Source organism: Amycolatopsis keratiniphila subsp. keratiniphila (assembly GCF_001620365.2).
In the GTDB taxonomy this organism is placed as follows: Bacteria; Actinomycetota; Actinomycetes; order Mycobacteriales; family Pseudonocardiaceae; genus Amycolatopsis; species Amycolatopsis keratiniphila.
In genome coordinates this window covers 139,956-166,412 of record NZ_LQMT02000019.1, presented here as the reverse complement: position 1 = coordinate 166,412, position 26,457 = coordinate 139,956, and the positions used below count along the sequence as shown (strand labels likewise).

Genomic DNA, 26,457 nt, shown 5'->3' with positions numbered 1-26,457 from the left:
GTCCAGTTCGGGCCAGGTTTGTCCGAGTGTCTTGACATCGATGTCACAACCGAGTTTTTCTCTCCTGGCGTCACCGGTCCCCCTGCGAGAAAGCATTGGTGCAACGATGCCCCGAAGCGTCAGACCCTGGGTCTGCAGCCTCCTGAGTGCCACGGTGGTGGCGTCCGGGCTGGTAGCCCTCCCGGCCACCGCCTCGGCCGAACAGCTCCCACCGGACTTCTACTCCTCTTTCGAACAAGGCGAGCCGGAGCCGACGTGGAGCGACACCGTCGACGTCGACCCGTCCGGCAAGCCCAAGGCGTTCGGTGTCGACGGTGCGAACGCCACCACCATCCCCGGTGACATCCGCGGCAAGGTCACCGAGGTCTCCGCCAACAGCGAGAACACCCCGAACGAGGGTGTGGCGAACCTGGTCGACGGTTCGACCGACACCAAGTGGCTGGCCTGGACGCCGACCGGCTGGGCACAGGTCACGCTGTCCGAGCCGACGTCGATCACCCGGTACGCACTGTCCTCGGCTAACGACTTCGACAACCGCAACCCGCAGGACTGGACGCTTCAGGGGTCCGTCGACGGGAAGTCGTGGACCGATCTGGACAAGCAGACCGGGCAGAAGTTCAGCGAGCCGTTCCAGAAGAAGGAGTACCGCCTCGCCGCCGCGAGTGCCGCGTACAAGTACTTCCGGCTCGACGTCACCAAGAACAACGGCGGCCCGATCATGCAGCTCTCGGAGCTGCTCCTGGCGAACGAGGACCCGGCCCCGCCCGCGCTGCCGAACATGCGCAGCTTCACCGACAGCGGCCCTGGCAGCGGCTACACCAGCAAGAATCGGGTCGGCTTCACCGGCCTGCGCGCGTTCCGTTACTCCGGCAGCCACAAGGCGCAGGGCCACGGCTGGTCGTACAACAAGATCTTCGACGTCGACATCCCGGTGGCGGCGACCTCGGAGCTGTCGTACAAGGTCCAGCCGGAGTTCATCCGCGGCGATCTGAAGTACCCGAGCACGAACGTCGCGGTGGACCTGGCGTTCACCGATGGCACGTACCTGAGCCAGCTCGGCGCGGTCGACCAGTACGGTTTCGGTCTTTCCCCGCAGGGCCAGGGCGCGAGCAAGGTGCTCTACACCAACCAGTGGAACCTGGTGCGCTCGCAGATCGGCGTGGTCGCGAAGGGCAAGACGATCGACCGGATCCTGGTCGGCTACGACAACGCCGACGGTCCTGGTTCGCTGCAGGGCTGGCTGGACGACATCAAGGTCTCCGCCACGCCCACGCCGCCGGCGAGCCTGCGCCCGTCGGACAACGTGCTGACCACACGCGGTTCGCTGTCCAACGGCTCGTTCTCGCGCGGCAACAACATGCCCGCCACCGCGGTCCCGCACGGGTTCAACTTCTGGATCCCGACGACCGACGCGGGCACGTTGAGCTGGATGTACTCCTACCACTCGCGCAACAACGAGCAGAACCTCCCGGCGCTGCAGGCGTTCTCCGCGAGCCACGCGCCGAGCCCGTGGATGGCCGACCGGCAGACCTTCCAGTTCCTGCCCTCGACCGCGAGCGGCGTGCCGAATCCCGACCGTGAGGCGCGGAAGCTGCCGTTCAAGCACTCCAACGAGACGGCGCGGGCGCACTATTACGGCGTCGAATTCGAGAACGGGATCAAGGCCGAGGTCGCGCCGACCGATCACGCCGCGCTGTACCGCTTCAAGTTCCCCGGAGCGGACTCGAACCTGATCTTCGACAACGTCAACAACAACGGCGGGCTCACCCTCGACCCGGCGGGCCGGGCGATCACCGGCTACAGCGACGTCAGGAGCGGACTGTCGGCCGGTGCGACCCGGATGTTCGTCTACGCCACCTTCGACAAGCCGGTGACCGCCGGTTCGAAGCTGTCCACCGGATCCGGTGACCAGAAGCGGGACAACGTCCTCGGCTACCTGAAGTTCGACGCGGGTGCCGACAAGACGGTGAACATGCGGATCTCGACCTCGCTGATCAGCGTGGACCAGGCGAAGAAGAACATGGAACAGGAGCTCGCGCCGAACGCGACGCTCGAGTCCGTCGCCGACGCCGCGCAGAACGCCTGGGATCAGAAGCTCAAGGTCATCGAGGTCGAAGGTGCCTCGAAGGACCAGCTGATCACGCTGTACTCCAACCTCTACCGCCTGTTCCTGTACCCGAACTCGGGCTTCGAGAACGTCGGCACGGTCGAGAAGCCGGTGAAGAAGTACGCGAGCCCGGTGTCGCCCAAAGCCGGTCAGGACACCCCGACCCAGACCGGGGCGAAACTGGTCGACGGCGAGTTCTACGTCAACAACGGGTTCTGGGACACCTACCGCACGGTGTGGTCGGCGTATTCGCTGCTCAGCCCGGACACCGCGGGCAGGCTCGTCGACGGTTTCGTGCAGCAGTACCGCGACGGCGGCTGGATCTCGCGCTGGTCCTCCCCCGGCTACGCGGATCTGATGACCGGCACCAGTTCGGACGCCGCGTTCGCGGACGCCTATCTCAAGGGAGTCAAGGGTTTCGACGTCCAGTCGGCCTACGACTCGGCGATCAAGAACGCCACCGTGACCCCGCCGAACGGCGCGGTCGGGCGCAAGGGCATCGACGAGGGCACGTTCCTCGGGTACGCGCCGAATACCGCGGATCACGGGTTCTCCTGGGCGATCGAGGGCTACGTCAACGACAACGCCATCGCGAACATGTCGAAGAAGCTCTACGACGAGGCCCCGGCGAACGACCCGCGCAAGCAGGAGTACCTGGACAACTACGGGTACTTCACCGAGCGGGCCACACAGTACGTGAACGTGTTCGACCCGAGTGTCGGCTTCTTCCAGGGCCGTGACGCGGCGGGCAAGTTCACCCGGAGCAAGGAGCAGTTCGACCCGGAGGTCTGGGGTATCGACTACACCGAGACCAACGCGTACGGCATGCGGTTCTCGGTTCCGCAGGACGGACAGGGCCTGGCGAACCTCTTCGGCGGCAAGGCGGGGCTGGCGTCCAAATTGGACGAATTCTTCGCCAAACCCGAGCAGGGGCTCAAATTCGGCACCTACCCCGGGGTCATCCACGAGATGACCGAGGCCCGGGACGTGCGGATGGGCATGTACGCGCATTCGAACCAGGCCGCGCACCACACGCTCTACATGTACGACTACGCTGGTCAGCCGTCGAAGACGCAGGCGAAGGTCCGCGAGGCGCTGGCCAGGCTGTACGTCGGCAGCGAGCTCGGCCAGGGCTACGGCGGTGACGAGGACAACGGTGAGCAGTCGGCCTGGTGGCTGTTCGGCATGCTGGGCTTCTACCCGCTGCAGGTCGGCAGTTCGGACTACGCGATCGGCTCGCCGCTGTTCACCAAGGCGACCGTGAACCTGCCGGGTGGCAAGAAGATCGTGGTCAACGCGCCGAAGAACAGCGCGAAGAACGTCTACGTGCAGGGCCTGAAAGTGAACGGCAAGGCGCAGACCTCGACGTCGCTGGCGCACTCGGCGATCGCGAACGGCGGGACGCTCGACTTCGACATGGGTCCGAACCCGTCGTCGTGGGGTACCGGCCCGGACGACGCGCCGAAGTCGATCACCAAGGGCGACGCGGTGCCGACGCCGGTGCACGACCTGACCAAGCCGGTCTCCGGCGCGGACGCGGCGTTCTTCGACAACACGTCGCGGACCGAAGCGAAGGTCACGGCGCCGATCCAGTACCAGGTGCCCTCGGCGAACGAGGCGGGTTCGTTCTACACGCTGACTTCGGGCAAGGGTGCGGGCGACGCGAAGAGCTGGGTGCTGAAGGGCTCCTACGACGGGAAGAACTGGGCGGTCGCGGATCAGCGGACCGATCAGAAGTTCTCGTGGCGGCAGCAGACCAGGGCGTTCAAGATCGCGAACCCGGCGCACTACGCCTACTACCGGCTCGAGGTCACCGCGACCACGGGCGGGGAGGCGTCGCTGTCGGAGTTCGAGGTGCTGGGCAAGCCCGACGCGGCGTGCACTCAGACGATCACCGGCGAGCGGAAGGGGCCGCTGACCGTGCAGAGCGGGGTGACCTGCGTGGACGGTGCGACGGTGTCCGGTCCGGTGTCGGTCGCGGCGGGTGCGAGCCTGATCGTCCGCGGCGGCTCGATCTCCGGTCCGGTGACCGCGAACGGTGCGGCGCAGGTGCTGCTGGACCGGACGAAGGTGGGCGGCCCGGTGGCGATCACCGGGACGACCGGGACGGTCTCGATCGAGCTGACCGAGATCGGCGGACCGGTGGCGTTGACCGGCAACAAGGGGCCGGTGCTGACTTCCAGCACGATCGGCGGCCCCTTGGCGTGCGCGGCCAACTCCCCCGCTCCGACGGACTACGACCTGCAGAACACCGTCCGCGGTCCGGCCGCCGGTCAGTGCGCGAAGTTGTAGTCCTCCGGTATGCGCGTGAAGGCCCCCTTCCCTCGGCTGAGCCGAGGGAAGGGGGCCTTCACGCGCTTCGGGAGCGCAGGATGCCGAACCCGACCAGTGCCGCGGACAGCACGGTGAGAGCGAGACCCGCGTAGCTGGTCGCCGTCAGGAAGTCAGCCGACTGCAGGGCCGCGGTCAGGGCTCCGGGGAAAGCGAGGGCGAGGACGGTGCCGCTCAGCGCGATGCCGATCCCGGTGGTGACCTCGCCGGAAGTGTCGACGAGCGCGGCTCCGATGGTGGTCCGGTCCGCGGGCAGGCCCCGCATGACGTTGGTGCCCGCGACGACGCCGACCACCCGCATCCCCACCGCGACCAGGGCGAGCGCGACCGCGATCCAGACGTAACCGAACCCGCCGAACACGGTGTAGACCGCGAGTCCGCACACGACGGCGGCGGCGCTGAGCCAAGCGGCCTTGGTGAGCCCGACGCGGGTGATCAGCGGCGTGATGAGGGCGCCACCGGCGATGAGGACGACGACCTGGGGCAGCATCCCGAGCGCCGCTTGGGCGGGCGCCCAGCCGAGGCCGAACTGGAGGTGCAGCGTCACGAGGTAGCTCAGCCCGGCGGTCGCCGATCCGGCCGCGGCCTTCGTCGCCAGGCCGCTGGACACGAGCGGCCTGGCGACGAGGGCCAGATCGAGCAGCGGGTGCCGGGCGGTCTTCTCACGGAGGACGAAACAGACTCCGGCGACGAGGGCGGCCGCGGCGGCACTCCAGGGCAGAGGCGAGGCGGTGCCGGCTTCGACGAAGAACGTGGGGGCGAGCAGAACGAGGACGATCGTCGCGGTTGCCAGGACCGCTCCCGCGACGTCGATCGGTTCGCGGTGCAGGCCGGCGGGGTCGTCGGCGGGGATACCGGTCCGGATGCCGAGGAACGCGAGCGCGGCGACCGGCACGTTCACCAGCAGCAGCGCCTGCCATGGCGCGACGGTGAGTGCCAGCCCGCCGACGGTGGGGCCGACGGCGAGACCGATCAGGCCCACCGTCGAGATCAGCGTGGTCGCGCGGACGCGCTGCACGTCTTCGTCGAACAGGCGGAACGCGAGGGCGAGCGAACCCGGCGTCGTCATCGCGGCCGCGACACCCATGAGCGCCCGGACCGCGATGAGCTGCCACGCGGCGGTGACGAACATCGTGGCCAGGCTCGCCACGCCGAGCAGGACGAGACCGGTGAGCATGATCTTGCGCCTGCCCACCCGGTCGGCCAGCGCGCCGAACGCGAGCATGAGGCCGCCGAACACGACGGAATACGCGCCGGTGACCCATTGCAGGGTCGTCGTCGAGGCGGAGAGTTCGCGGCCGATGGTCGGCAGCGCGACGTTGAGGATCGAGTTGTCGAGCATCTCGAACAGGAACACGGCCGAAAGCCCGGCCAGCGCGGGCCACTTCTCGGCGAGAACAGGGGTACGCAAGGGGTCTACTCCTCCGGAAAGAAGGAGTGACGGTTCATCCGATACCGCGTATGCGCGTGCTCGGCGAGGAGCACGTTTCTACCCCGATGCCTCCAGCTTACTGCACTCGTGAGTGTCACGGACGGTTAGGGCCGACGCACTTACTGGTCGGAAGTCCGTGAAGGCCTCCTTGAGGGACTCTGGTTCCCTCAAGGAGGCCTTCACGGACTGGCCACTCAGGGCTCGGCGTGATTGAGGGCGTGACTCACGTGATCAGGGACGTAACTCGCGTGACTGGATGCGGAACTCGGTGTTCCGCCTCTGATCACGCGAGTTCCGCCTTCGATCACGCGAGTTCCGCCTTCAATCACGCGAGTTCCGCCTTCGATCACGTGGGGCCGTCAGGCGGCGGCGCCCCGCACCGCCAGTTTCTGCACGTCCATGTACAGGCACCCGGCCGTCGTCGGCTGCGGCGAGCAGGGCCTGTCCGGATAGAACGACAGCTGGTTGGACGAAACGGTCAGCCGCACGAACCGCACCCCGGTCGCGCTGCCCGGCGCGAGCTGGAGCGCGGTCAGCTTGTTCAGGTCGGCGGGTTTGAAGTCGCCGGTGCCCGCCTTCACCCACGTCGTGCCGTCCACCGAGGTCTCGACCGTGACGTCCTTGGCCGCGGCGGGCGGGTCGTCGCCGCAGACGTTGGTCGGGTCGATTTCGATGGCGCTGACGTCGATCGGCTTGCCCAGCTTGATCGTGACGAAGCGCGTCTCGATCTTGCCGTCGGGGCCGACGACCTTGTCGGTCGACCAGCCGCCACCGCCGAGCGCCGATGAGGCCACGAGGTCGCCGGGGCCGCAGCCGTACGGGGTGAAGTCCTCACCGTTGAACGCGGTGACGCCGGCACCCGCGTCGCGGGACGCCCAGTTGAACCGCAGCGCCCAGTCGACCTTGGTGGTTCCCGAGCGCACCGAGACCGCCCGGGTCTCGCTGTCCGCGCCACCTCCGGAGGCGTAGACCTTCGGATAGGTGCCGGGAAGCACGCCGGGAATGGTGTAAGCCCCCGAGGCGTCGGTGACCGCGGACAGCGAACCGGCGAAACCGGAGTCGTGCCCGCTGAACCGGATCGCGACGCCCGCGATCGGGGTGCCGCTGTCGCGGTTGGTGACCTTGCCGGTCACGGTCCCGGTCGGGGTACCTGCCGGCGGCGGGGTGGAGAAGTCCTCGGCGGGCGCGGTGTCGGCGCCGGTGATCGACGCGGCGAAGTAGCCCATGCCGCGGGCGGCGAACGCCTTCCACAGTTTGGCGTGCGCGCGGCCGCCGTTGATCACCGTGTCGGCCTGCAGGATCGCGTTCCGCATGTCGAGGAACGACGGCGCCGCGGGCGAAAGCTCCATCGCGCGGGTGACCAGCGCTCGGGTCAGCTGCACCCCGAGCGCCGAGCGGAGGTCCCACAGCGTGCTCGCCCAGATCTCGCCGTCGGCGTGGACCTCCGGGAAGCCGATGATCCGGCCGAGGTCGCCGTAGGTGTAGCCACCGGGGCCGGCTCCGGGCGTGCCGGGGCACTGCGGCGCACCGGCGCCGACCGGGCAGTCCAGCGGCTGGGTGCGGGCGAGGGGAACACCGTTGCTGACGTAGTCGCCGCCGAGGAGTTCACCGGGTGCCGAGGTGTCCTTGATCGCGTTGCGCCCGACGAGATAGTCGAAGGCGTACCAGTCGCTCCAGGCCTCGCCCATCGAGCCGGACTGCAGGGACCTGAGGGTGGAGTTGCCCTGCGCGTCGACGACGAGCCGGTTGGACAGGCCGTGGGTGTACTCGTGGTGGATGATCGTGGCGTCGTCCGCGGAGTTCGCCGCGAGGAACGGATCGGTCGGATCCCTCGGGTCGCGGAACAGGAACATCCCCATCGTCGGCGCTTGACCGTCCGGCGGAGTACCCATGAACGCGTTGTTGTAGTAGCCCGGCGTCTGCGCGCCGAGCAGGGTGTGGACCTGGACGGCGTCGCCGTCGACCTTCTCGAAGTTGCCCGCCTCGCGGGTGAAGCCGATCGGGAAGGAGGCGAGATGGTCGTGGAAGCTGCCGACGTAGGCCAGTGCCTGCACGGCGTTCTGTTCGCGGTTCTTCGCCCACGAACCAGGTGTCTTCGGGTCCCACGAGCAGGGCCTCGCCGTCGAGCACGGCGGGCCGACGACGGCGTTGAAGTCGGTGAACCTGTAGCGGAAGGTTCCGTCGGTGTTGCGGCCGATCTCTTCCTGCGGCTGGAACTTCTGGTCGCCGTTGACGTCGGCGGCGACGTGCGCGACGTTGCCGTCCAGTGTCTTGGCGTCGGCGGGTAGCCAGCCCTTCTGGCTCAGGTCGACCTGTTTCTGCGGACCGGGCTGCGCCTCCCAGGCGAGCCCCTTGGCTCCGTCGGCGTCGTTGGCATGGTTCACCAGGTTCTTGCGATAGAGCAGTTTCCCGGTGCCGGCGTCGGTCACTTCCTGGAACATCTGGTCCACGGCGGGTTTGGCCAGTGTGTACCAGGCGGGACGGATGCCGTCGCCGGTCAGGAACGCGACCTGCTTCGAGTCGGGGCCGGGTGCGGCCAGGGTCGCCGCGCCGAGCGACGCGGGAAGGTCGCGCACGGGCGCGCCGTCCAGCTGGATCAGCCTGCCGTCCTTGGTGACGTGCGCCTTCAACCCGTTGCCGAACACGGGAACCCCGCCGACGGACTGGGTGAAGGACAGATGATGCGTGCCTTCGACGTCCACGTAGTCCTTGCGGAGGTTCAGTTTCGCGGTGTCGGCGGCGCTGAGGCCGACGAGGCCTTCCTTGTCGCGCAGATAGTTCAGCACGACGTCGCGGGGTGACTTTCCGCTCGGTCCGGTGAGGAAACCGTCGGTGCGGGCCAGGACGCGGGGTGTGCCGGTCAGCTCGTCGAAATCGAGCAGGGCCTGGTTGCCCAGTTCCGCCCGCGCGGTCGCGACGGAGTTCGCCCGAGACGCCGCGAGCCGATCCCGCGCGGCCAGGACGCGCGGACTGGTTCTCGCCGTGTCACGGACATCGACGTCCTTCCCCGATCTGTCCGGTGTGGTGTGCACGGCGCCCGGTGCCGGTGCCGCACCGGCTTGAGGCGCTGTGACCAGCGCTAATACGGTGATGGCGGTCGCGGCGCACAGCGAGGCACGCGAACGCGACGAACGTGACGTCACTCCAGACCCCTCTCTCGGTGGTGACGCAGACGTTCCATTCGTACCGATACAGTCACAGTGGACGTCAGCGCCGATCAGGTACGGAAATCCCGGTGAGCGGTACCCCTGGCACGATGGTGTCCACAGTGGAATCAAGAGGGATTCGTAGGGGACGATGGACAGCGCCACGGAATTCGAGCGGCTGCGGCCCGCCATGTTCGGGCTCGCCTATCGCCTGCTCGGTTCGGCGGCCGAGGCGGAAGACGCCGTTCAGGACGCCTACCCGAAATGGGCGGGCGCCGAGCGCGAGTCGATCGGCTCGCCGCGGGCATGGCTGGCGAAGGTGGTCACCAATCTCTGCCTGAACCGGCTGACCTCCGCCAGGGCACAGCGCGAGCGGTACGTCGGTCCGTGGTTGCCCGAACCGGTGCTGACCTCGACCGATGTGCTCGGCCCGTTGGAGACGGCGGAGCAGCGGGATTCGGTGTCGCTGGCGATGCTGGTGCTGCTGGAGCAGCTCAGCCCGGTGGAGCGCGCGGTGTTCGTGCTGAAGGAGGCGTTCGCCTACAGCCATCGGGAGATCGCCGGGATCCTCGACGTCTCCGAGGTCAACTCGCGTCAGCTGCACAGCCGTGCGAGGAAGGCGCTGGACCGCTCGGATGAGCGACGGGTTTCGAACCCGCGACAGCACGAGAAGCTGGTCGAGAGTCTCCTGTCGGCGGCACGGGACGGCGATTTACCCGCTCTGGAGAGCCTGCTCACGGCCGACGTGACGGCGTGGTCGGACGGTGGCGGCAAGGTCACCGCGGCGCGTCGTCCGGTGCACGGCGCGGCCAAGGTCGCGCGGTTGTACGCCGGGATGTTCGCCGGTGCCGGCCAGGTGTCGATCGAGATCCTGGAGGTCAACGGCGGCCCAGCGGTGGTCGCGACGGCCGGTGACGTCCTGTTCGGCATTCTCGGGTTCGAGGTGGTGGACGGCCGGATCCGCGGGCTGCGCGCGGTCGGCAATCCGGACAAGCTCGCCTTCCTGTCGGGGCAGCTGTCACGTTCCGGGTGGCCCGCTGGTTCTTGAGGGTGGAAGCTCTCGTGAAGGAGGACCAAGGTGACGAACCCGATTCTGGTGACCGGTGGGACCGGCGACCTCGGCCGTGAGGTGGTGCGGCGGCTGGCGGCCGAAGAGCGGCGGGTCCGCATCATGAGCAGGCGGCCGCGGCCCGCGGACGAGCGGCACGAGTGGGCGCGGTGCGACCTGAAGACCGGAGACGGTCTCGCCGAGGCGGTCGCCGGTGTGTCGACGATCATCCACTGCGCGTCGACGCTGGGCCGCGGGGACGAGCAGGTGACGCGGAACCTGGTCGAGGCGGCGAAGCGGGCGGGAAATCCGCATGTGGTGTACATCTCGATCGTCGGCATCGACGTGATCCGGTTCTTCTACTACAACGAGAAGCTGGCCTCGGAGAAGGTGATCGAGGAGTCCGGTCTGCCGTGGACGGTGCTGCGCGCGACACAGTTCCACGAACTTGTCGCACGGGCGTCGTCGGCCCAGCGGCGGCTGCCGGTGACGATCATGCCGTCGGGATTCCGGTTCCAGCCGGTCAGCACCGGCGATGTCGCGGACAGGCTGGTCGCGCTGGCGTCCGGTGAGCCGTCGGGGCGGGTGCCGGACATGGGCGGCCCGGAGGTGCGGACCGCGCGTGATCTGGCCGAGGCGTATCAGTGCTCGGTCGGGCGCCGGAAGCCGATCGTGTCGCTGTGGGTGCCGGGCAAGGTGGCCAGGACGTTCCGGGCGGGCGGCAACCTGACCCCGGAGAACGCGACCGGTGCGGGCACGTTCGAAGAGTTCCTCTCCTCACGCGTTTAGTCCTCTGGATGCGGCACACCGAGCCGGGCGCACGCGCGGGAGTTACGGTGGCCTGGTGACGATCACCGGGTTCTTCTCCTCCTTCGAAACGGGTGATCCGCAGCCGGTGGATCCGGCCTTGCGCGTCGGCACCGGGCCGCGTTCGTCGCCGACGGCGAAGCCTGGCGTCGGGTTCACGGGCGCGCACGCGCTCCGATACGAGAACACGCTGCGCGCGACGCTGTTCGAAGTGGACGTCGAGGTCACCGGCCACACCGAACTGTCCTATGTGGTCTTCCCCGAGGCCGAGTCCGACGTGCCCGGCTATCGCAGCACCTTCGTGGCGCTGGACGTCGAGTTCGACGACGGGACGTCGGCCGGGTTCAGCGCCACGGAGCAAGGCCTTGGCAAGACGCTGTACGTGGACCAGTGGAATCTCGTGCGCCGGCGGCTGGGCGAGTTCGCCGGACGGCGGATCACCCGGATCGTCCTGGTCAGCGAACCGCCGGACGGCGAGAGCGCGGGCTGGGTGGACGACGTCCGGCTCACCGAGCGCACGATCGAGAGCCGCGATCCCGTCGATCACGTCCGCACCACCCGCGGCACGCATTCCAGCGACAAGTTCTCGCGGGGCAACAACTTCCCCGCGACGGCGATCCCGCACGGCTTCAACTTCTGGACCCCGGTCACCGACGCGAGCGTCACCAACTGGATCTACAGCTACCACCGGCACAACGACGCCGCGAACCGCCCGGCGCTGCAGGCGTTCGCGCTGTCGCATCAGCCGAGTCCGTGGATGGGCGACCGGCACACCTTCCAGGTGATGCCCGGCATCGGAGAGGTGGAGGCCGACCGGTCCCGCCGCGCGCTCGCGTTCTCTCACGACGACGAGATCGACCGGCCGCATCACTACGGCGTCCGGTTCATCAACGGTGTCACCACCGACATCGCCCCGGCGGACCATGCGGCCCTGTTCCGTTTCACCTTCCCCGGTGATCGCGGCTGGCTGCTGTTCGACAACGCCCGCAACCGGGGTGGCCTGCGCCTGCACGCGGCGAACGGCGTGGTCACCGGGCACACCTGGGTCCGCAGCCGGTTGTCGGCCGGGGCGCGGCGGATGTTCGTGTACGCCGAGTTCGACGTCCCGGCAGAACGCGGCGGGAGGATCCGGCGTCCGGTCTGGCGCACGGTGACCGGGTTCCTGGAGTTCGCCGCGGGTGAGGTGACGATGCGGATCGCGACTTCGCTGATCAGCCTCGCGCAGGCGAAACGAAACCTCGACCAGGAGATCCCCGCCGGCACGAGCTTCGAGCAGGTCCGTGACCAGGCCCGTGCGCGATGGTCCGAGGTGCTTGACCGGGTGGAGATCGAGGGCGCGACCGAGGACCAGCGCACCACGTTCTACTCCAACCTCTACCGGCTCTTCCTCTATCCGAACTCCGCGCACGAGGACACGCCGAAGGGCGTCCGTCACGCGAGCCCGGTCATCCGCCGCCTCTGGCCCAGCTCACGCACCAGGACCGGCGCGAAGGTCGTGGACGGCGAGATGTACGTCAACAACGGCTTCTGGGACACCTACCGCACCACGTGGCCGGCGTACGCCCTGCTCACCCCGAGCCGCTGTGGGCGGATGATCGACGGGTTCGTCCAGCAGTACCGCGAGGGCGGCTGGATCTCGCGCTGGTCCTCCCCCGGCTACGCCAACCTCATGACCGGCACCAGTTCCGACGTGGCGTTCGCGGACGCCTATCTCAAGGGCGTGCGCGGCTTCGACGTCGAAGCCGCCTACGAAGCGGCGCTGAAGAACGCGACCGTGACACCGCGCGGCCAGAGCGTCGGCCGGAAGGGGCTGCACGAGTCGATCTTCCTCGGGTTCACGCCGACGTCGGTCCACGAAGGCCTGTCGTGGGCACTGGAGGGTTGCGTCAACGACTTCGGCCTCGCCAATTTCGCCGAGGTGCTCGGGCAGAGCGACGACGCCGCGTACTTCCGGCAGCGGTCGCAGCAGTACGCGAACCACTTCGACCACTTGATCGGGTTCTTCCAGGGCCGCAACCGCGACGGGAGCCGTCATTTCGGCGCCGCGGGTTACGACCCCGAGGCGTGGGGCGGCGACTTCACCGAGACGAACTCCTGGAACACCGCGTTCTCCGTCCCCCACGACGGCGCCGGGCTCGCCGCGCTGCACGGCGGCACCGAAGCGCTGGAGTCCAAATTGGACACCTTCTTCGCGACTCCGGAGACCGGCCGCAAACCGGGTTCCTACGGCGGGCTGATCCACGAGATGACCGAGGCCCGCGACGTCCGGATGGGACAGTACGGGCATTCCAACCAGCCGTCGCACCACATCCCCTGGATCTATCACCACGCGGGCGCGCCGTCGAAGACGCAACGGATCGTGCGAGAGGTCCTGCGGCGGCTCTATGTCGGGAGCGACCTCGGTCAGGGTTATCCGGGCGACGAGGACAACGGCGAGATGTCCGCTTGGTACGTCTTCGCCGCGCTCGGGTTCTATCCGCTGGCGATGGGCAGCCCCGAGTACGTGATCGGCTCGCCGCTGTTCACGAAGGCGACCGTCCACTTGGAGAACGGGAAGGACCTGGTCATCGAGGCGCCCGGCAACACGGAGGACACCGTGTACGTCCAGGGGCTGACGATCGACGGGCAACCGCACGACAGCGGCACGCTCGCGCATTCCGTGCTGGCCGAGGGCGCGGTGCTGAAGTTCACGATGGGTGAGCAGCCGTCGGAGTGGGGCCGCTCCCCCGCCGAGCCTGCGGCCCCGAGCCCGCTCATGGACATCACGGTGACCGACGGCCCCCTGTTCGACGACACCACCAAGACCGAGATCACCTTCCCCGCGCGCGAACCCGTCATCGAGTTCCCCGTCGAGGACGCCTCGCGCGAGGTCATGATGTACACGCTGACCTCGGGAAGCCGTCGGGGTGATCCGCGGTCGTGGGTGCTGGAGGGCTCCGACGACGGCGAGCACTGGACGCTGCTGGACCAGCGCGAGGGCGAGAAGTTCCGCTGGCGCCGTCAGACGCGGCCGTTCGCCCTCGCCGGGCCGGTGAAGCACGCCCGATACCGTCTTCGCGTCACCTCGTCCACCGCCCGGCGGGTCACCCTCGCCCAAGGAGAGCTGCTCGCCCGATGATCTCCCGCATCACCCAGGCCACGACCGACCGTCTGGTCGCCTCCGATCCCGGCCTGGTCCGGCTCCGGCTCGGCTTCTCGGCCGTGCTCAGCATCGTAGTCGCGGTGCTGGCGATCCTGCCGTTCCATCAGCCGCTCACGATCGTCCTCGTCGCCGCGATCGCCGCGATGACGTCGGCCTTCACCGTCAACGACGAGACCCCGGGGAAGCAGGCGGTGACCCTGGCGTTGGGGCTGGTGCTCGGCGCGGCGTCGCTCACCGCGGCGAGCGTGGGGTCGGCGGTGCCGCCGCTGGACAGCATCGTGTTCGTGCTGCTGATCTTCGTCGCGGTCTACGCGCAGCGATTCGGTTCGCGCGGGATCGCGCTGGGTTCGCTGTCGTTCTTCCTGTTCTTCTTCGCGATGTTCCTGCAGACGCATCTGAAGCAGGTCCCGGTGCTGCTGCTGGCGCTGACCATCGGGATCGCGGCCAACGCGGTGGTCCGCTTCGTGCTGCTGCGACGGCATACCGACGCGGAGTTCCTGCGGATCCGGCGGGCGTTCCGGGCCCGGCTCGCCGCCGTGGTGCGGGCGGCGGAGGACCACCTCGCGGTCGGCGGCAGTGAGCGCACCCGCAAGCGGCTCCGCACGACGAACGCCCGGATGCACGAGTCGGTGCTGCTCATCGAGGACACGGCGCCGGAGGTGACCGGCGCGGATTCGGTGAACCGGCTGCGCCGCCGGGCGATCGAGGTCGAGCTGGCGGTGCAGTGGCTGACGATCACGGTGCAGCGCACCTGCGCGGAGGATCTCGACGAGGACGTCCGCGACGATCTGATCGCGCGGATGCGGCGATTCCGGTCGCTGATCGAGCGCGACCCGCGGGAGCTGCCGCTGATCAGCGAGACCGAAGAGTTCAGCAAGATGCTGGTGGAAGGCAGCCGGATCGACGAGCACGCCGCACCCGGCGACGGCGTCCGGCGCGCGCTCGCCGAACTCGCGCTGGCCGACGTCCGCGCGCAGCGGGTCGCCGAACACGACGTCTCCGATGCCGTCGACGATCCCGAAGACCCCGACGAGGAGAAGTCGTCGGCGTTCGCCTACGACAACCAGACACGAAGCGCCATCCAGGCCGTGGTGGGCGGCGGGCTCGCCGTGCTCGGCGGGGAACTGGTGTCGAGCCAGCGGTGGTACTGGGCGGTGCTGACCGTGTTCGTGGTGTTCATCGGCTCGTCGACCGCGGGGGCGACGTTCGTCAAGGGGGTCCGGCGGATCGGCGGCACGCTGATCGGGATCGTGGGCGGGCTGGTGCTGACGCTGCTCGTGTCCGGCAGTGTGCCTGCGACGCTGGCGCTGATCCTGGTGTGCGTGTTCGGCATGGTGTACATGGCGCGGGTGTCGCAGGTGATCATGGCGTTCTTCATCACCAGCATGCTCGGGTTGCTGTACAGCCTGCTGGGGACGTTCAGCCTCGAGGTGCTGTGGATCCGGGTCGCGGAGACCGCCGTCGGCGCGGCGGCCGGGGTGTTGGCGGCGGTGGTGATCGTGCCGGTGCGCACGCGCGCGGTGATGCTCGACGACGTCTCGGCGTTGCTGGAGGAACTGGACGAGTTCGTCGAGAAGACCGCGGGCCTGTTGTCCGGCGCGGAGAACGTGAGCGTGATCGAGAAGTCGCGTGATCTGGACCGTGCGGTGGACAAGGTCCGCACGACGATCGAGCCGCTGACGCATCCGGTGAATCTCAGCAGCCGTCGTGACTACGGCTGGCACGTGCTCACGACGGTGGAGACGATCGCCTTCCGCGCCCGGCACGTCGCGGCGCGGTCGCAGCCGGGCCTGCTGCTCAACGAGGCGGACCGGCTCCTGCTGTACACCGGGCGGATCCGGGCGAACATCGTCGTGCTGCGGGAGGCGATCGGTGATCCCGGCGGTTCCGGGCACGGGACGCTGGTGCGGGACGACGGGACGCCGGTGGCGGACCGGATCGACGATCCTCAGGCGCGTTCGGTGCTGACCAGTCTCGGGCATCTCGACGAGACGGTGATCGCGCTGGGGCGGGTGTTCGGGGTGGAGGCCACGGATCCGGTGCCGTCGGGGAAGTCGTGACGGCCCAGGTCGGTCCGTGAAGGCCTCCTTGAGGGACCCGTGTTTGCTGACCCGATGGTGTGGCCGGGCCGAGTGTGGAGGATTCGGGACGTTGTGCGTCCTGAACCCTCCACGGTCGACCCCGTTGGTGAGGGAGGCGTAATGCTGGTTGTGGTCTTGGGTGAGCGGGGAAGATTCCGGCCGTCCAACGTCTGGAATCTTCCCCGCTCGGTCGTCAGCCCCTGGGCGTGACCGGCACGATCAACGTTCACGACCAGGACGGCCACCGCGACGACAACCGGACTTTCGCTCCCACGCCGGTCACACGTAGGTACACAAAATGCTGGTCCGTGAAGGCCTCCTTGAGGGACGCTGGGTCCCTCAAGGAGGCCTTCACGGACCAGCGGGCACTCACACGCGCCCCATAAGCCCCGGCAGTCGCAGCGGCAGCGTGTGGAGGCCTCCTTCACTCGGCTGAGCCGAGGGAACTCGACCTTCACACCTTCCCCAAGTACATGAAGGCCCCCTTCCTTGCGCCTAGCGCAAGGAAGGGGGCCTTCATGTACTTCGAACCATCCGCGAGCGCTCACGAGGTTCAGGGATCAGTTCTTCGGTTTCGGGCAGGTCTTCCACGAGAAGTGGTAGGTGGTCTTGATGGAACCGTCGGTCGAGTCCATGGTGACGAAGCTGGTGGTCTTCTTCGGATCGGAAGTGCCGACCGCGGCCCGCAGTTCCGTGTTGATGTTGAAGTTCCGGTCCTCACCACAGGGTTTGTAGACGATGGCGCCGACTTCGATGTCGTCGGTGAACTGCCAGTTGTCCTCGAACGGGCCTTTGAGGCTGTGGTTCACATACGACGTCGGCGAATTGCCTTGGAAGTAGTAGTTGGCCCGTTCCAGTCCGGTGGCTCCCGCGGCCAAGGAGGCGAATCCGCGGTAGTCGGTGCCCGCGATACCGTAGGTGAATCCCTGCGGTACGTGGACATAGAGGTTGAGCTGACAGTTCTTGCGCAGATCGGTCGGTTTCGCGCCGACGCCGACCTGTGCGGTGTATTCGCTGTAGGTGACCGTGAACGCGGTGTTGTCCGGCGATACGGAAACGGCCGCCGTACCGGGTTTGCATCCGGTTCCGTTGACCGTCACGACATCGATGACTATCTTGTCGGCCGGCAACGGGGGCGGCACCCAGGCGTTCGGGGTGACGACCGAGGAGAAAAACGTTACGGCAGCGACCAGCACGTTGAGCATGGGATCCTTCCCAAAGCTTCGAAACGGCGGGATCGGCGGATTCAGCGAGACGATTTCTCCCTGCCGCCCGCCGGAAATGGGGTCGTCGAGAAGACTCGTCGCCGCCGGGCAAGGCGGCGACGAGCGGTGAAGTCCTCGTTCAGAGCGGCCAAGGCCCTGACCGGGCATGGGTGGGACGGCCTTCTTCCGGGCCGGGAAGCAGGCCGTCACCATGGAGGAGAGGTCAGGAGGTCGGGCAGGTCTTCCACGAGAAGTGGTAGGTGGTCTTGAACGCGCCGTCGGTGGAATCCATCGTGATGAAACTGGTGGTCTTCTTCGGATCCGACGAACCCGCGCCGACCCTCAGTTCCGTGTTCACGTTGAGATTCCGGTCCTCGCCGCACGGCTTGTAGATGATGACGCCACCTTCGGCCTCGTCACGGAATTGCCAGTTGTCCGAGATCGGCCCGTTGACGGGATGGCTCACCTGCGCGGTCGGCGAATTACCCTGGAAGTAGTAATTCGCCCGCTGCAGCGCCTTGGCCCCGGATTCGAGTGAGGCGAAACCGCGGTAATCGGCGCTGGCGATACCGTAGGTGAATCCCTGCGGCACGTGGATGTTGAGGTTCAACTGACAGTTCTTCCTGAAGTCGGTGGGCTTCGAGCCGACGCCGACCTGTGCGGTGTATTCGCTGTAGGTGACCGTGAAGGAAGTGTTGTCCCTGGCGACGGCCACCGCGGACGAACCCGGCGGGCAGCCGGATCCGTTGACGGTGACGACGTCGATGACGACCCGGTCGGGCGGCGGTCCGGGCGGCGGGGACATGCTGTTCGGCGTTATTATCGACGAGAAAAGAGATACGGCGGCAACCACTGCATTGAGCATGGGGTCCTTCCCGAAACTTCCACACGGGGGGCGGGGAACTGGGCGGACTCATGTTAGCGAGTCGATCATCACGATGCCGCCCGCCGATCGGACGAAACCGTCTCGGCAATCGGTTCATGAAAACGTATTATGGACTGTAACCGTTTTCCGGAGCCATTGCGAACACCGCAGGCCCCGGAAAACACCATTCGATTCGCACGATATGAAAAAGGCTTTCGCGGCTTCGCCGTTGACGATTCCGTGGAGACAAGCCGGTTCCGGTGGCGACCGTCACCTTCCGGAGGCTTCGGGGCGCGCGAAAGGCGGCAAGCCGCCGATCGGGCTCAGGTGGATGCCGGCGATGAGCCAGCGGTCGTCGTCGCGGACGAACGCGTGGGCGACGGGGAACCGGCCGTCGACCCGGTTCCCCTGATGCGTGCCCTCCTGCGCGTGCACGCCGACGGACACGGCGGCCGTGCCGTGGTCACGGACGTCGACCTCGGTCCACTCCAGTTTCTCGGTGACCAGGTCGCCGCCGCGGTAGCGCTGCAGCCATTGCGGTTTCCCGAGCACGAATCCCAGCGGCCCGACCAGGGTGAAGTCGGCGGTGGTCATCGCGTCGAGCGCTTCCGTGTCGCCGCGGACCTCGGCGTCGGCCCAGCGAGCCCCGAGGTCGCGGATCTCGCTCTCCGTACTGCGCATGGTGTTCCCTCCCTTTCGTTCGACGACTTCTACGTTAGATCTCGAATGATTAGACGTCAAACCTTTAGGGGCATGCGCTATGCTCCGGACGTGCAGAAACCCACCGCGGCGCCCATCGGGGTCGTCCTCGCCAAGACCGCCAAATCCGTCGGGCGCGCCTTCGACCAGGCACTGGCCGCCGACGGCGGCTCACAGCCCGTCTGGCAGATCCTGATCACGCTGAAGACCCGGCGCGTGGCCAACCAGCGAGAACTCGCGGCCGCGGTCGGCATCCAAGGCGCCACGCTCACCCATCACCTGAACGCCATGGAGAGTGCTGGCTTGATCACGCGGCGGCGCGATCCCGACAACCGGCGGGTGCATGTCGTCGAACTCACCGACGAGGGTGAAACGGTCTTCCACCGGCTGGCGAAGGCGGCGATCGCGCACGACAAACGGATCCGGGCCGGGTTCAGCGACGACGAGATCACCATGCTGGCCGGGCTGCTCTCGCGACTCGCCGCGAACGTGGCCGCCGACGGCATCGATCAAGAAAACAGTGACTGGACGCACCCGGACGGCGACTCGGGACAGGACTAGCATCGCGGTACAAAGTCGATGTCGCCTCAAGCTGGAGAACCGCAATGACCCAAGCCCCTGTCAACGTCACCGTCACCGGTGCGGCCGGCCAGATCGGCTACGCGCTGCTCTTCCGCATCGCGTCCGGTCAGCTGCTCGGCCCGGACACCCCGGTGAAGCTGCGGCTCCTGGAGATCCCGCAGGCGGTCAAGGCGGCTGAGGGCACCGCGATGGAGCTCGAAGACGGCGCGTTCCCGCTGCTGTCGGGCATCGACATCTTCGACGACCCGAAGCAGGCTTTCGAGGGCGCGAACGTCGCCCTGCTCGTCGGCGCCCGTCCCCGCGCGAAGGGCATGGAGCGCGGCGACCTGCTCGAGGCCAACGGTGGCATCTTCAAGCCGCAGGGTGAGGCCATCAACGCCGGCGCGGCGAGCGACATCAAGGTCCTCGTGGTCGGCAACCCGGCCAACACCAACGCCCTCATCGCGCAGGCGCACGCGCCGGACGTCCCGGCCGACCGCTTCACCGCGATGACCCGCCTCGACCACAACCGCGCCCTCGCGCAGCTGTCGAAGAAGCTGGGCGTACCGGTGACCGAGCTGAAGAAGGTCGCGATCTGGGGCAACCACTCCGCGACCCAGTACCCGTCGATCGCGCACGCCGAGGTGTCCGGCAAGGCCGCGACCGAGGTCATCACCGACCAGGCGTGGCTGACCGACGACTTCATCCCGACCGTCGCCAAGCGCGGCGCGGCGATCATCGAGGCCCGCGGCCTGTCCTCCGCGGCGTCGGCCGCCTCCGCGGCGATCGACCACGTCCACACCTGGGTCAACGGCACCCCCGAGGGTGACTGGACCTCGGCGGCGGTCGTGTCCGACGGCTCCTACGGTGTCCCGGAGGGCCTGATCTCCTCGTTCCCGGTCACCGCCGCGAACGGCGAGTACAAGATCGTCCAGGGCCTGGAGATCGACGACTTCTCGCGCGCCCGCATCGACGCTTCGGTCAACGAGCTGGCCGAAGAGCGCGACGCGGTGAAGAAGCTCGGCCTCATCTGAGCCTGAACCACCTCACGAAGGCGGCCGTGTCCCCCGGGACACGGCCGCCTTTTCGCGGCCGATGATCGTGTCGAGGTTCGCGCGGGTGCTTTCCAGCTCGCCGATCGCGCTGTCGATCCGGGCACGCTGCTCCCGCAGGGCGTCGACCAGCTCCGGGCAGTCGGGGGTCAACCAGCCGTCCTCGTCGACGATGCAGGGCAGGATCTCCAGGATCTGCGCGGTGTTCAGGCCGGCCCCGAGCAGGATCCTGATCCGCCGCACCGCCGCCACGTCGGCGTCCCCGTAGACGCGATAGCCACTCGGACGCCGCTCCGGCGTGAGCAGACCCTGCTCCTCGTAGTACCGCAGCGCGCGCTCGCTGACGCCGGTCCGCCGCGCGAGTTCCCCGATCCGCATCCGCACTCCAGACTTGACTCTCACGTCAATGTCAAGGTTTAGCTTAGCCGCCATGACCACCGTGACCGTCCTCGGACTCGGCCCCATGGGGCACGCCCTCGCCGCCGCGTTCACCGCCGCCGACCACCCCACCACCGTCTGGAATCGCACTCCTGGCAAAGAAAACGGCCTCGACGCCGCCGTCGCCGCGACCACCGCCGAAGCGATCACGGCCAGCCCGCTCGTGATCGTCTGCGTGCGCGACTACGCCGTCGCACGGTCGATCCTCGACACCGACGCGCTCAAAGGCCGCACCCTGGTGAACCTCAGCGGCGGATCACCGGAACAGGCCCGCGCGATGGCGACCTGGGCCGCCGACCACGGCATCGACTACCTCGACGGCGTCATCATGGCGACCACCGACGCCATCGGCGGCCCGGACGCGGCCCTGTTCTTCAGCGGCCCCGCCGACGTCTACGAAACACACCGATCCACACTGGCCGCGCTCGGCGAGAACTCGCTGCACGTCGGCGACTCCCCCGGCCGGGCCGCCGCGTTCGACGCGTCGTTGCAGGACATGCTCTGGACCTCGATGAGCGGCGTGATCCACATGCTCGCGCTCGCCAAGGCGGAGGGGATCGCCGCCGCCGACATCGCCGCGCACGCCAAAGCCCTCCTCGGCTTCTTCCCCGCCATGATCGACCTGCTCGCCGGACAGGTCGCCACCGCGAACTACTCCGGCGACGCGGGCACCCTCCACGCCACCGCCGCGACGATGGACCACATCCTCGACGCGATCCGCGCACAAAACCTCGACAACGGCGTCCTTGCCGCCGCTCGCGCCGAAGTACAGCGCGCCATCGACGCGGGACACGGCGAAGACGGGTTCGCCAGGCTCGCCGCCCGCTAAGACCGGAACTGCCGCGCCTTGATCCCGTACTGACCCATCTTCCGGTACAGCGTCGCCCGGCCCATCCCGAGCTTCTCCGCCGCACCGACCACAGTGGACCCCGGCTCGGCGAGGCAGCGCACGATCTCGTCCCGCTCCATCGCCTGCAACCGGCTCAGGCGATGCCCCACCCCGGAGAACACCTCCGCCGGCAGATGCCTGCCGTCGATCACGTCCGACCGCGACGCCGCCTCCCGCACCACCCGGCGCAGCTGCTTGGCGTTCTCCGGCCAGTCACACGCGGTCAGCGCCCGCACCGCGGCCGGGGTGAACACCACCTCGCGGCCCCGGTCGCGGCGGGCGAAATGATGGGCAAGCGGAAGCACGTCGTCCGGCCGGAACCGCAACGCCGGAACCTCGACCACGACCTCCACCAGCGGGGCGAGCGCCTCCGGAAGCCCACCGGCGTCCTGCGCGGTCAGCACGAACGGCGGCGGCTCACCTTCCCTGTGCGCCTGGGCGAACAACCCCGCCAGCTCGGCGGCCGCCCACGCCGGAAGCGTGTCCACCCCCGAAACGATCACGCAGGTCTCGTCCTTGAGCAGTTCCGGAGTCCACAGCGTCAGCCACGTGTCCACGTCGTCCGGCGCGGGCGGACGCGCGTTGAGCACCCGGTCACGCGGCCGCGCCGCCCGCCGCGCGGCCGACGCGAGCGCCGTCTTCCCCGCCCCGGCCTCCCCGACGACGGCGACCACCCGCCCTCGGCTCAACGCCACACTCGCCTCGTCGAGCGCCTCCGACCAGCCCGGCGACAGACTCGGGACGTCGGCCGGATCGAACCGATCGGAATGCACCCGAAACACCTCACCACGCGGCGCCGGCCGCGGAGTCCGCCCCGACGCCCGCGCCAGCATCAACGCCGCCGTGTTCCCGGCCGCCGCCTGCGCCAGCGCCAGCAGCAGCTCCGACGACTGATCCGACCACGTCGTCAGGTTCACGCTCCCGGCCAGCGCACCGGTCAACGGATCCAGCACCGGCACCGCCGCACACGTATAACCCCGCAACCCCGTGCAGTAGTGCTCCGCCGCCCGCACCAGCGTCGGCGCGCGATCGGCCAGCGCCAACCCCAGCCCGTTGGTCCCGGCATTGCTCTCCGCGAAGTAGAACCCCGGCGCCAGATGCACCCGATCCAACGACCGGACGATCGACGCGTCCGTGCACAGCCTGCTCAGCACCAGACCCTCACTGTCGGTGATCATCAAGCTGACCGGCTCATTCGCCAGCGTCGCCTGCAACCCCCGCAACACCTCGTTACCGCACTCGTACAACAACGAACCCGTGTCCAGCGAACCGGTGAACACCGGCCGGACCTCGTCCTCGGGCGCGCCGTACCGGGCGCTGCGCTGCCAGGACGCCCGCAACCGCGGCGCGATCACCGCATTCGCGCTCTCCACATCGACCTCCCGGGACGCGACAGTGCGTTCGGACCTCCGCTCAGCGTACGTGCGCGACCCGCGACTCACAGCCTGCTCGGTGTCTCAAACTGAGACACCGACCGACTCCCTGACCTGCGCCGACGCCCCTACCGTTCACCTCCAACGTGCCAACGGCGGTCACGAACGCGGAGGAAGACCCATGTACACCAAAGACGGCGAGACCTACTACATCGTGGACGCGCACGTCGCGCTCTGGGACGCCCGGCCGGAGAACCAGGCCAACATCCACGGCAAACAGTTCATCGACTGCTTCTACGACTACCACCGCAACCTCAGCCCCGAATCCGAACTGTGGTCCTACGAGGAATACCTCTACTACGGCGGCGCACGCCTGATGAAGGACCTCTTCCAAGACGGCTACGTCGACCACGCCATCTTCCAGCCCGCCCACCTCGGCGCCTTCTACAAGAACGGCTTCGGCCAAACCGAAGAAGCCTTCGCCCTCACCCGGCGGCACCCGGACAAGCTCACCTACAACCACTGCTTCGACCCACGCCTCGAACAAGCAGGCCTCGACCAGCTACGCCGCGACGCCGAACGCTTCGGCCTCAAAGGCGTCAAGCTCTACACCGCGGAATGGCGCGACGACTCCCGCGGCTACGAACTCGACGACCCCTGGTGCCGCCGCTACCTCGAAACCTGCCTCGAACTCGGCATCCGCAACATCCACGTCCACAAGGGCCCCACCATCCGCCCACTCGACCGGGACGCCTTCGACGTCGCCGACATCGACAAGGTCGCCACCGACTACACCGACCTCAACTTCGTCGTCGAACACTGCGGACTCCCCCGGCTCGAAGACTTCTGCTGGATCGCCACCCAGGAACCCAACGTCCACGCCGGCCTCGCCGTCGCGATGCCGTTCATCCACACCCGCCCGCGCTACTTCGCCCAGATCATCGGCGAACTCCTCTACTGGCTCGACGAAGACCGCATCCAGTTCTCCAGCGACTACGCGCTCTGGACCCCGAAATGGCTGGTCGAACGGTTCGTCGACTTCCAGATCCCCGAGGACATGACCGAGTACGCGCCGCTCACCACCGACCAGAAACGCAAGATCCTCGGCCTCAACGCCGCCGCGATGTACGACCTCCCCGTGCCAGGGGAACTCCAGGTCCGGCGCATCGAAACCCAAGCCGTCTCGGTGGCCTGACATGCGCGAACACGACGCCTACGCCGCACTCCACGCCGTCTTCGACCCCGAACTCGACGAGCCTGTGACCGACCTCGGCTTCGTCCGCTCCCTCACCGTCGAAGGAACGACGGTCACCGTCCACCTGAGGCTCCCGACGTCGTTCTGCTCACCGAACTTCGCCTACCTCATGGCCTCCGACGCCAAAGACGTCCTCACCGCACTCGACTGGGTCGAGCAGGCCCACGTCGTCCTCGACGACCACCACGACTCCGACCTCATCAACCGCGGCCTCGCCGCCGACGCCGGCTACCGCGGGACCTTCGGCGACGAAGCCGAACAGGACCTCGACGAACTCCGGCTCACCTTCCGCCGCAAAGCCCACACCGCGGCCATGGAACGCGCCCTCACCCGGCTCCTGCGCGAAAACCGCGAACTGACCGAGGAAGCGCTCCACGAAATCACCCTCGCCGACCTTCCCGACCACCGCACCACCCACGCACTCCTACGACGACGGACCTCCCTCGGACTCGACACCACACCCGACGCACCGGTCCTCGTCGACGACCACGGCACGCCCTACCCCCGCGAAGAAGTCCCGCTACGACTGCGCTTCGCCCGCTCCGTCCGCATCTCGATCGACGGCAACGCCCACTTCTGCCGCGGCCTGCTCCGCACCCGCTACCCCGAATCCGCCACCGACCAGACACCACGCGACCAGGAGGTCCACTCATCGTGAAAGCGATCCAGGTCATCGGCTACCACGAAAAGCTCCAGCTGACCGAGGTCGCCGAACCCGAACCCACCCGCCCCTACGACGTCATCGTCCGCATCGGCGGCGCCGGCGTCTGCCGCACCGACCTCCACATCCTCGAAGGCCAATGGGCCGAGAAATCCGGCGTCACCCTCCCGTACACGATCGGCCACGAGAACGCCGGCTGGGTACACGCCGTCGGCAGCGCCGTCACCAACGTGACCGAAGGCGACAAGGTCATCGTCCACCCCCTCATCACCTGCGGCCTCTGCCGCGCCTGCCGCTCCGGCGACGACGTCCACTGCGCCCAATCGCAGTTCCCCGGCATCGACACCGCCGGCGGCTACGCCGAATACCTCAAGACCTCCGCCCGCAGCGTCGTCAAGATCGACGAGACCCTCGAACCCGCCGACGTCGCCGCCCTCGCCGACGCGGGCCTCACCGCCTACCACGCAGCAGCGAAAGCAGCCCGACGGCTCCGGCCCGGCGACCGCTGCGTCGTCATCGGCGCCGGCGGCCTCGGCCACATCGGCATCCAGGTGCTCAAAGCCCTCACCGCCGCCGAACTCGTCGTCGTCGACCGCAACCCCGACGCCGTCGACCTCGCCGTCACCATCGGCGCCGACCACGGCGTCATCGCCGACGGCACCCAGATCGACCAGGTCCTCGACCGCACCGACGGCGAAGGCGCCGAAACCGTCATCGACTTCGTCGGCGAAGGCGGCGCCACCAAAGACGGCCTCGCCATGCTCCGCCGCGCGGGCGACTACCACGTCGTCGGCTACGGCGAGAACATCGACGTCCCCACCATCGACGTCATCTCCACCGAGATCAACCTGATCGGCAACCTCGTCGGCTCCTACACCGACCTCTGCGAACTCATGGTCCTCGCCGCCCAAGGCCGCGTGAAACTCCACACCGCGCGGTACCCGCTCGAAGAGTTCCAAACCGCGCTCGACGACCTCGACGCCGGGCGAATCCGGGGCCGCGCCATCCTCGTCCCCTGACCACCAACTGTGTCTTGCTGAGTCTGCTGGCCGGAAGCCCGTGAAGGCCTCCTTGCCTACTCTGAAGGTAGGTAAGGAGGCCTTCACGGACCCTCAAGGTTCGTCACCGGCAGCTCATCTGCATCAGTGACCACAACTGTCACAGCGGCGGCGCGTGAAGGTCCCCTTCCCACACTCGACGCGGGTCCTGACTGGTAAGGACGGTTAGAGCGGATCGGTGTTTTGAATGTTGAGGGTCGTGCGGGTCTCGGGGTTGATAGAGCCGGAAGCTCGGCGTGCCAGGTGCCGACGATGTAGGAATCGGGACGTTGAGTGTCCTAATTCCTACATCGTCGAGGGGTTGCTC

Annotated in this window: 18 protein-coding genes; 11 read left to right on the top strand and 7 right to left on the bottom strand. The window is 68.0% G+C overall.

The features are described 5' to 3' along the window. Positions 1-106: 106 nt before the first annotated feature. Entirely contained in the window at positions 107-4,399 is a 4,293-nt protein-coding gene (locus AVR91_RS18780) for a GH92 family glycosyl hydrolase (RefSeq protein ID WP_063273953.1), read from the top strand. Positions 4,400-4,457: 58 nt separating this feature from the next. On the opposite strand, the gene AVR91_RS18775 is transcribed toward AVR91_RS18780, so the two are convergent. Next, complete coding sequence (locus AVR91_RS18775; RefSeq protein ID WP_063273952.1) at positions 4,458-5,849, bottom strand: MFS transporter; 1,392 nt, start codon at positions 5,847-5,849, stop codon at positions 4,458-4,460. A gap of 380 nt (positions 5,850-6,229) precedes the next feature. Beyond that, complete coding sequence (locus tag AVR91_RS18770) at positions 6,230-9,013, bottom strand: M36 family metallopeptidase (RefSeq protein ID WP_063273951.1); 2,784 nt, start codon at positions 9,011-9,013, stop codon at positions 6,230-6,232. 154 nt (positions 9,014-9,167) lie between these two features. Here AVR91_RS18770 and AVR91_RS18765 point away from each other — a divergent pair, with 154 nt between their 5' ends. From AVR91_RS18765 to AVR91_RS18750, 4 genes are read left to right on the top strand one after another with little or no spacing between them, the layout of a single operon-like run. Then, entirely contained in the window at positions 9,168-10,064 is an 897-nt protein-coding gene (locus AVR91_RS18765) for an RNA polymerase sigma-70 factor (RefSeq protein WP_063273950.1), read from the top strand. A 30-nt stretch (positions 10,065-10,094) separates the two neighbouring features. Next, entirely contained in the window at positions 10,095-10,853 is a 759-nt protein-coding gene (locus tag AVR91_RS18760; protein ID WP_063273949.1) for an SDR family oxidoreductase, read from the top strand. Positions 10,854-10,908: 55 nt separating this feature from the next. Continuing rightward, positions 10,909-13,989, top strand: a complete 3,081-nt coding sequence (locus AVR91_RS18755; protein ID WP_063273948.1) for a GH92 family glycosyl hydrolase — start codon at positions 10,909-10,911, stop codon at positions 13,987-13,989. Continuing rightward, on the top strand, positions 13,986-16,073 hold the full coding sequence (locus AVR91_RS18750; protein ID WP_143254030.1) for an FUSC family protein: 2,088 nt from the start codon (positions 13,986-13,988) through the stop codon (positions 16,071-16,073). Before AVR91_RS18755 ends, AVR91_RS18750 begins: the two co-directional genes overlap by 4 nt. Before the next feature lie 581 nt (positions 16,074-16,654). Here AVR91_RS18750 and AVR91_RS18740 read toward each other — a convergent pair. From AVR91_RS18740 to AVR91_RS18730, 3 genes are all read right to left on the bottom strand, one after another. Beyond that, a complete protein-coding gene (locus AVR91_RS18740) occupies positions 16,655-17,299 on the bottom strand; it encodes a DUF4360 domain-containing protein (protein WP_063273946.1) in 645 nt (214 codons plus the stop codon). A gap of 223 nt (positions 17,300-17,522) precedes the next feature. After that, a complete protein-coding gene (locus tag AVR91_RS18735; RefSeq protein ID WP_063273945.1) occupies positions 17,523-18,164 on the bottom strand; it encodes a DUF4360 domain-containing protein in 642 nt (213 codons plus the stop codon). 270 nt (positions 18,165-18,434) lie between these two features. After that, on the bottom strand, positions 18,435-18,845 hold the full coding sequence (locus AVR91_RS18730) for a nuclear transport factor 2 family protein (RefSeq protein WP_063273944.1): 411 nt from the start codon (positions 18,843-18,845) through the stop codon (positions 18,435-18,437). Between the two features lie 90 nt (positions 18,846-18,935). Between AVR91_RS18730 and AVR91_RS18725 the strand changes: the two genes are divergently transcribed. Both AVR91_RS18725 and AVR91_RS18720 read left to right on the top strand, forming a co-directional pair. Continuing rightward, positions 18,936-19,424 (top strand): MarR family winged helix-turn-helix transcriptional regulator, encoded by a 489-nt coding sequence (locus AVR91_RS18725; protein WP_063273979.1) that lies wholly within the window; start codon positions 18,936-18,938, stop codon positions 19,422-19,424. 44 nt (positions 19,425-19,468) lie between these two features. Beyond that, positions 19,469-20,458, top strand: coding sequence for a malate dehydrogenase (locus AVR91_RS18720; RefSeq protein ID WP_016334432.1), 990 nt, complete (start codon positions 19,469-19,471; stop codon positions 20,456-20,458). 12 nt (positions 20,459-20,470) lie between these two features. On the opposite strand, the gene AVR91_RS18715 is transcribed toward AVR91_RS18720, so the two are convergent. After that, complete coding sequence (locus AVR91_RS18715) at positions 20,471-20,854, bottom strand: MerR family transcriptional regulator (RefSeq protein ID WP_063273943.1); 384 nt, start codon at positions 20,852-20,854, stop codon at positions 20,471-20,473. 52 nt (positions 20,855-20,906) lie between these two features. Between AVR91_RS18715 and AVR91_RS18710 the strand changes: the two genes are divergently transcribed. Continuing rightward, on the top strand, positions 20,907-21,743 hold the full coding sequence (locus AVR91_RS18710; RefSeq protein ID WP_083737637.1) for an NAD(P)-dependent oxidoreductase: 837 nt from the start codon (positions 20,907-20,909) through the stop codon (positions 21,741-21,743). Here the strand turns inward: AVR91_RS18710 and AVR91_RS18705 are convergent. Then, the gene (locus tag AVR91_RS18705; RefSeq protein WP_211282732.1) at positions 21,740-23,176 is read right to left on the bottom strand and encodes a helix-turn-helix domain-containing protein; all 1,437 of its coding nucleotides are present in this window, start codon (positions 23,174-23,176) and stop codon (positions 21,740-21,742) included. The two genes, AVR91_RS18710 and AVR91_RS18705, sit on opposite strands and share 4 nt — an antisense overlap. 181 nt (positions 23,177-23,357) lie before the next feature. On the opposite strand from AVR91_RS18705, the gene AVR91_RS18700 reads away from it, so the two are divergent. From AVR91_RS18700 to AVR91_RS18690, 3 genes are read left to right on the top strand one after another with little or no spacing between them, the layout of a single operon-like run. Then, positions 23,358-24,371, top strand: a complete 1,014-nt coding sequence (locus AVR91_RS18700) for an amidohydrolase family protein (protein WP_063273941.1) — start codon at positions 23,358-23,360, stop codon at positions 24,369-24,371. 1 nt (position 24,372) lies between these two features. Beyond that, positions 24,373-25,089, top strand: coding sequence for an iron-sulfur cluster assembly protein (locus AVR91_RS18695; protein ID WP_063273940.1), 717 nt, complete (start codon positions 24,373-24,375; stop codon positions 25,087-25,089). Continuing rightward, positions 25,086-26,111 (top strand): NAD(P)-dependent alcohol dehydrogenase, encoded by a 1,026-nt coding sequence (locus AVR91_RS18690; RefSeq protein WP_063273939.1) that lies wholly within the window; start codon positions 25,086-25,088, stop codon positions 26,109-26,111. The genes AVR91_RS18695 and AVR91_RS18690 overlap by 4 nt, the downstream gene beginning before the upstream one ends. Positions 26,112-26,457 lie beyond the last annotated feature (346 nt).

What these genes read in the sequence shown, in the direction of transcription:
- AVR91_RS18780 (WP_063273953.1), top strand. Translation starts at nt 107, where the DNA reads ATGCCCCGAAGCGTCAGACCCTGGGTCTGCAGCCTCCTGAGTGCCACG.
- AVR91_RS18765 (WP_063273950.1), top strand. Translation starts at nt 9,168, where the DNA reads ATGGACAGCGCCACGGAATTCGAGCGGCTGCGGCCCGCCATGTTCGGG.
- AVR91_RS18750 (WP_143254030.1), top strand. Translation starts at nt 13,986, where the DNA reads ATGATCTCCCGCATCACCCAGGCCACGACCGACCGTCTGGTCGCCTCC.
- AVR91_RS18740 (WP_063273946.1), bottom strand. Translation starts at nt 17,299, where the DNA reads ATGCTCAACGTGCTGGTCGCTGCCGTAACGTTTTTCTCCTCGGTCGTC.
- AVR91_RS18735 (WP_063273945.1), bottom strand. Translation starts at nt 18,164, where the DNA reads ATGCTCAATGCAGTGGTTGCCGCCGTATCTCTTTTCTCGTCGATAATA.
- AVR91_RS18730 (WP_063273944.1), bottom strand. Translation starts at nt 18,845, where the DNA reads ATGCGCAGTACGGAGAGCGAGATCCGCGACCTCGGGGCTCGCTGGGCC.
- AVR91_RS18720 (WP_016334432.1), top strand. Translation starts at nt 19,469, where the DNA reads ATGACCCAAGCCCCTGTCAACGTCACCGTCACCGGTGCGGCCGGCCAG.
- AVR91_RS18715 (WP_063273943.1), bottom strand. Translation starts at nt 20,854, where the DNA reads ATGCGGATCGGGGAACTCGCGCGGCGGACCGGCGTCAGCGAGCGCGCG.
- AVR91_RS18710 (WP_083737637.1), top strand. Translation starts at nt 20,907, where the DNA reads ATGACCACCGTGACCGTCCTCGGACTCGGCCCCATGGGGCACGCCCTC.
- AVR91_RS18700 (WP_063273941.1), top strand. Translation starts at nt 23,358, where the DNA reads ATGTACACCAAAGACGGCGAGACCTACTACATCGTGGACGCGCACGTC.
- AVR91_RS18695 (WP_063273940.1), top strand. Translation starts at nt 24,373, where the DNA reads ATGCGCGAACACGACGCCTACGCCGCACTCCACGCCGTCTTCGACCCC.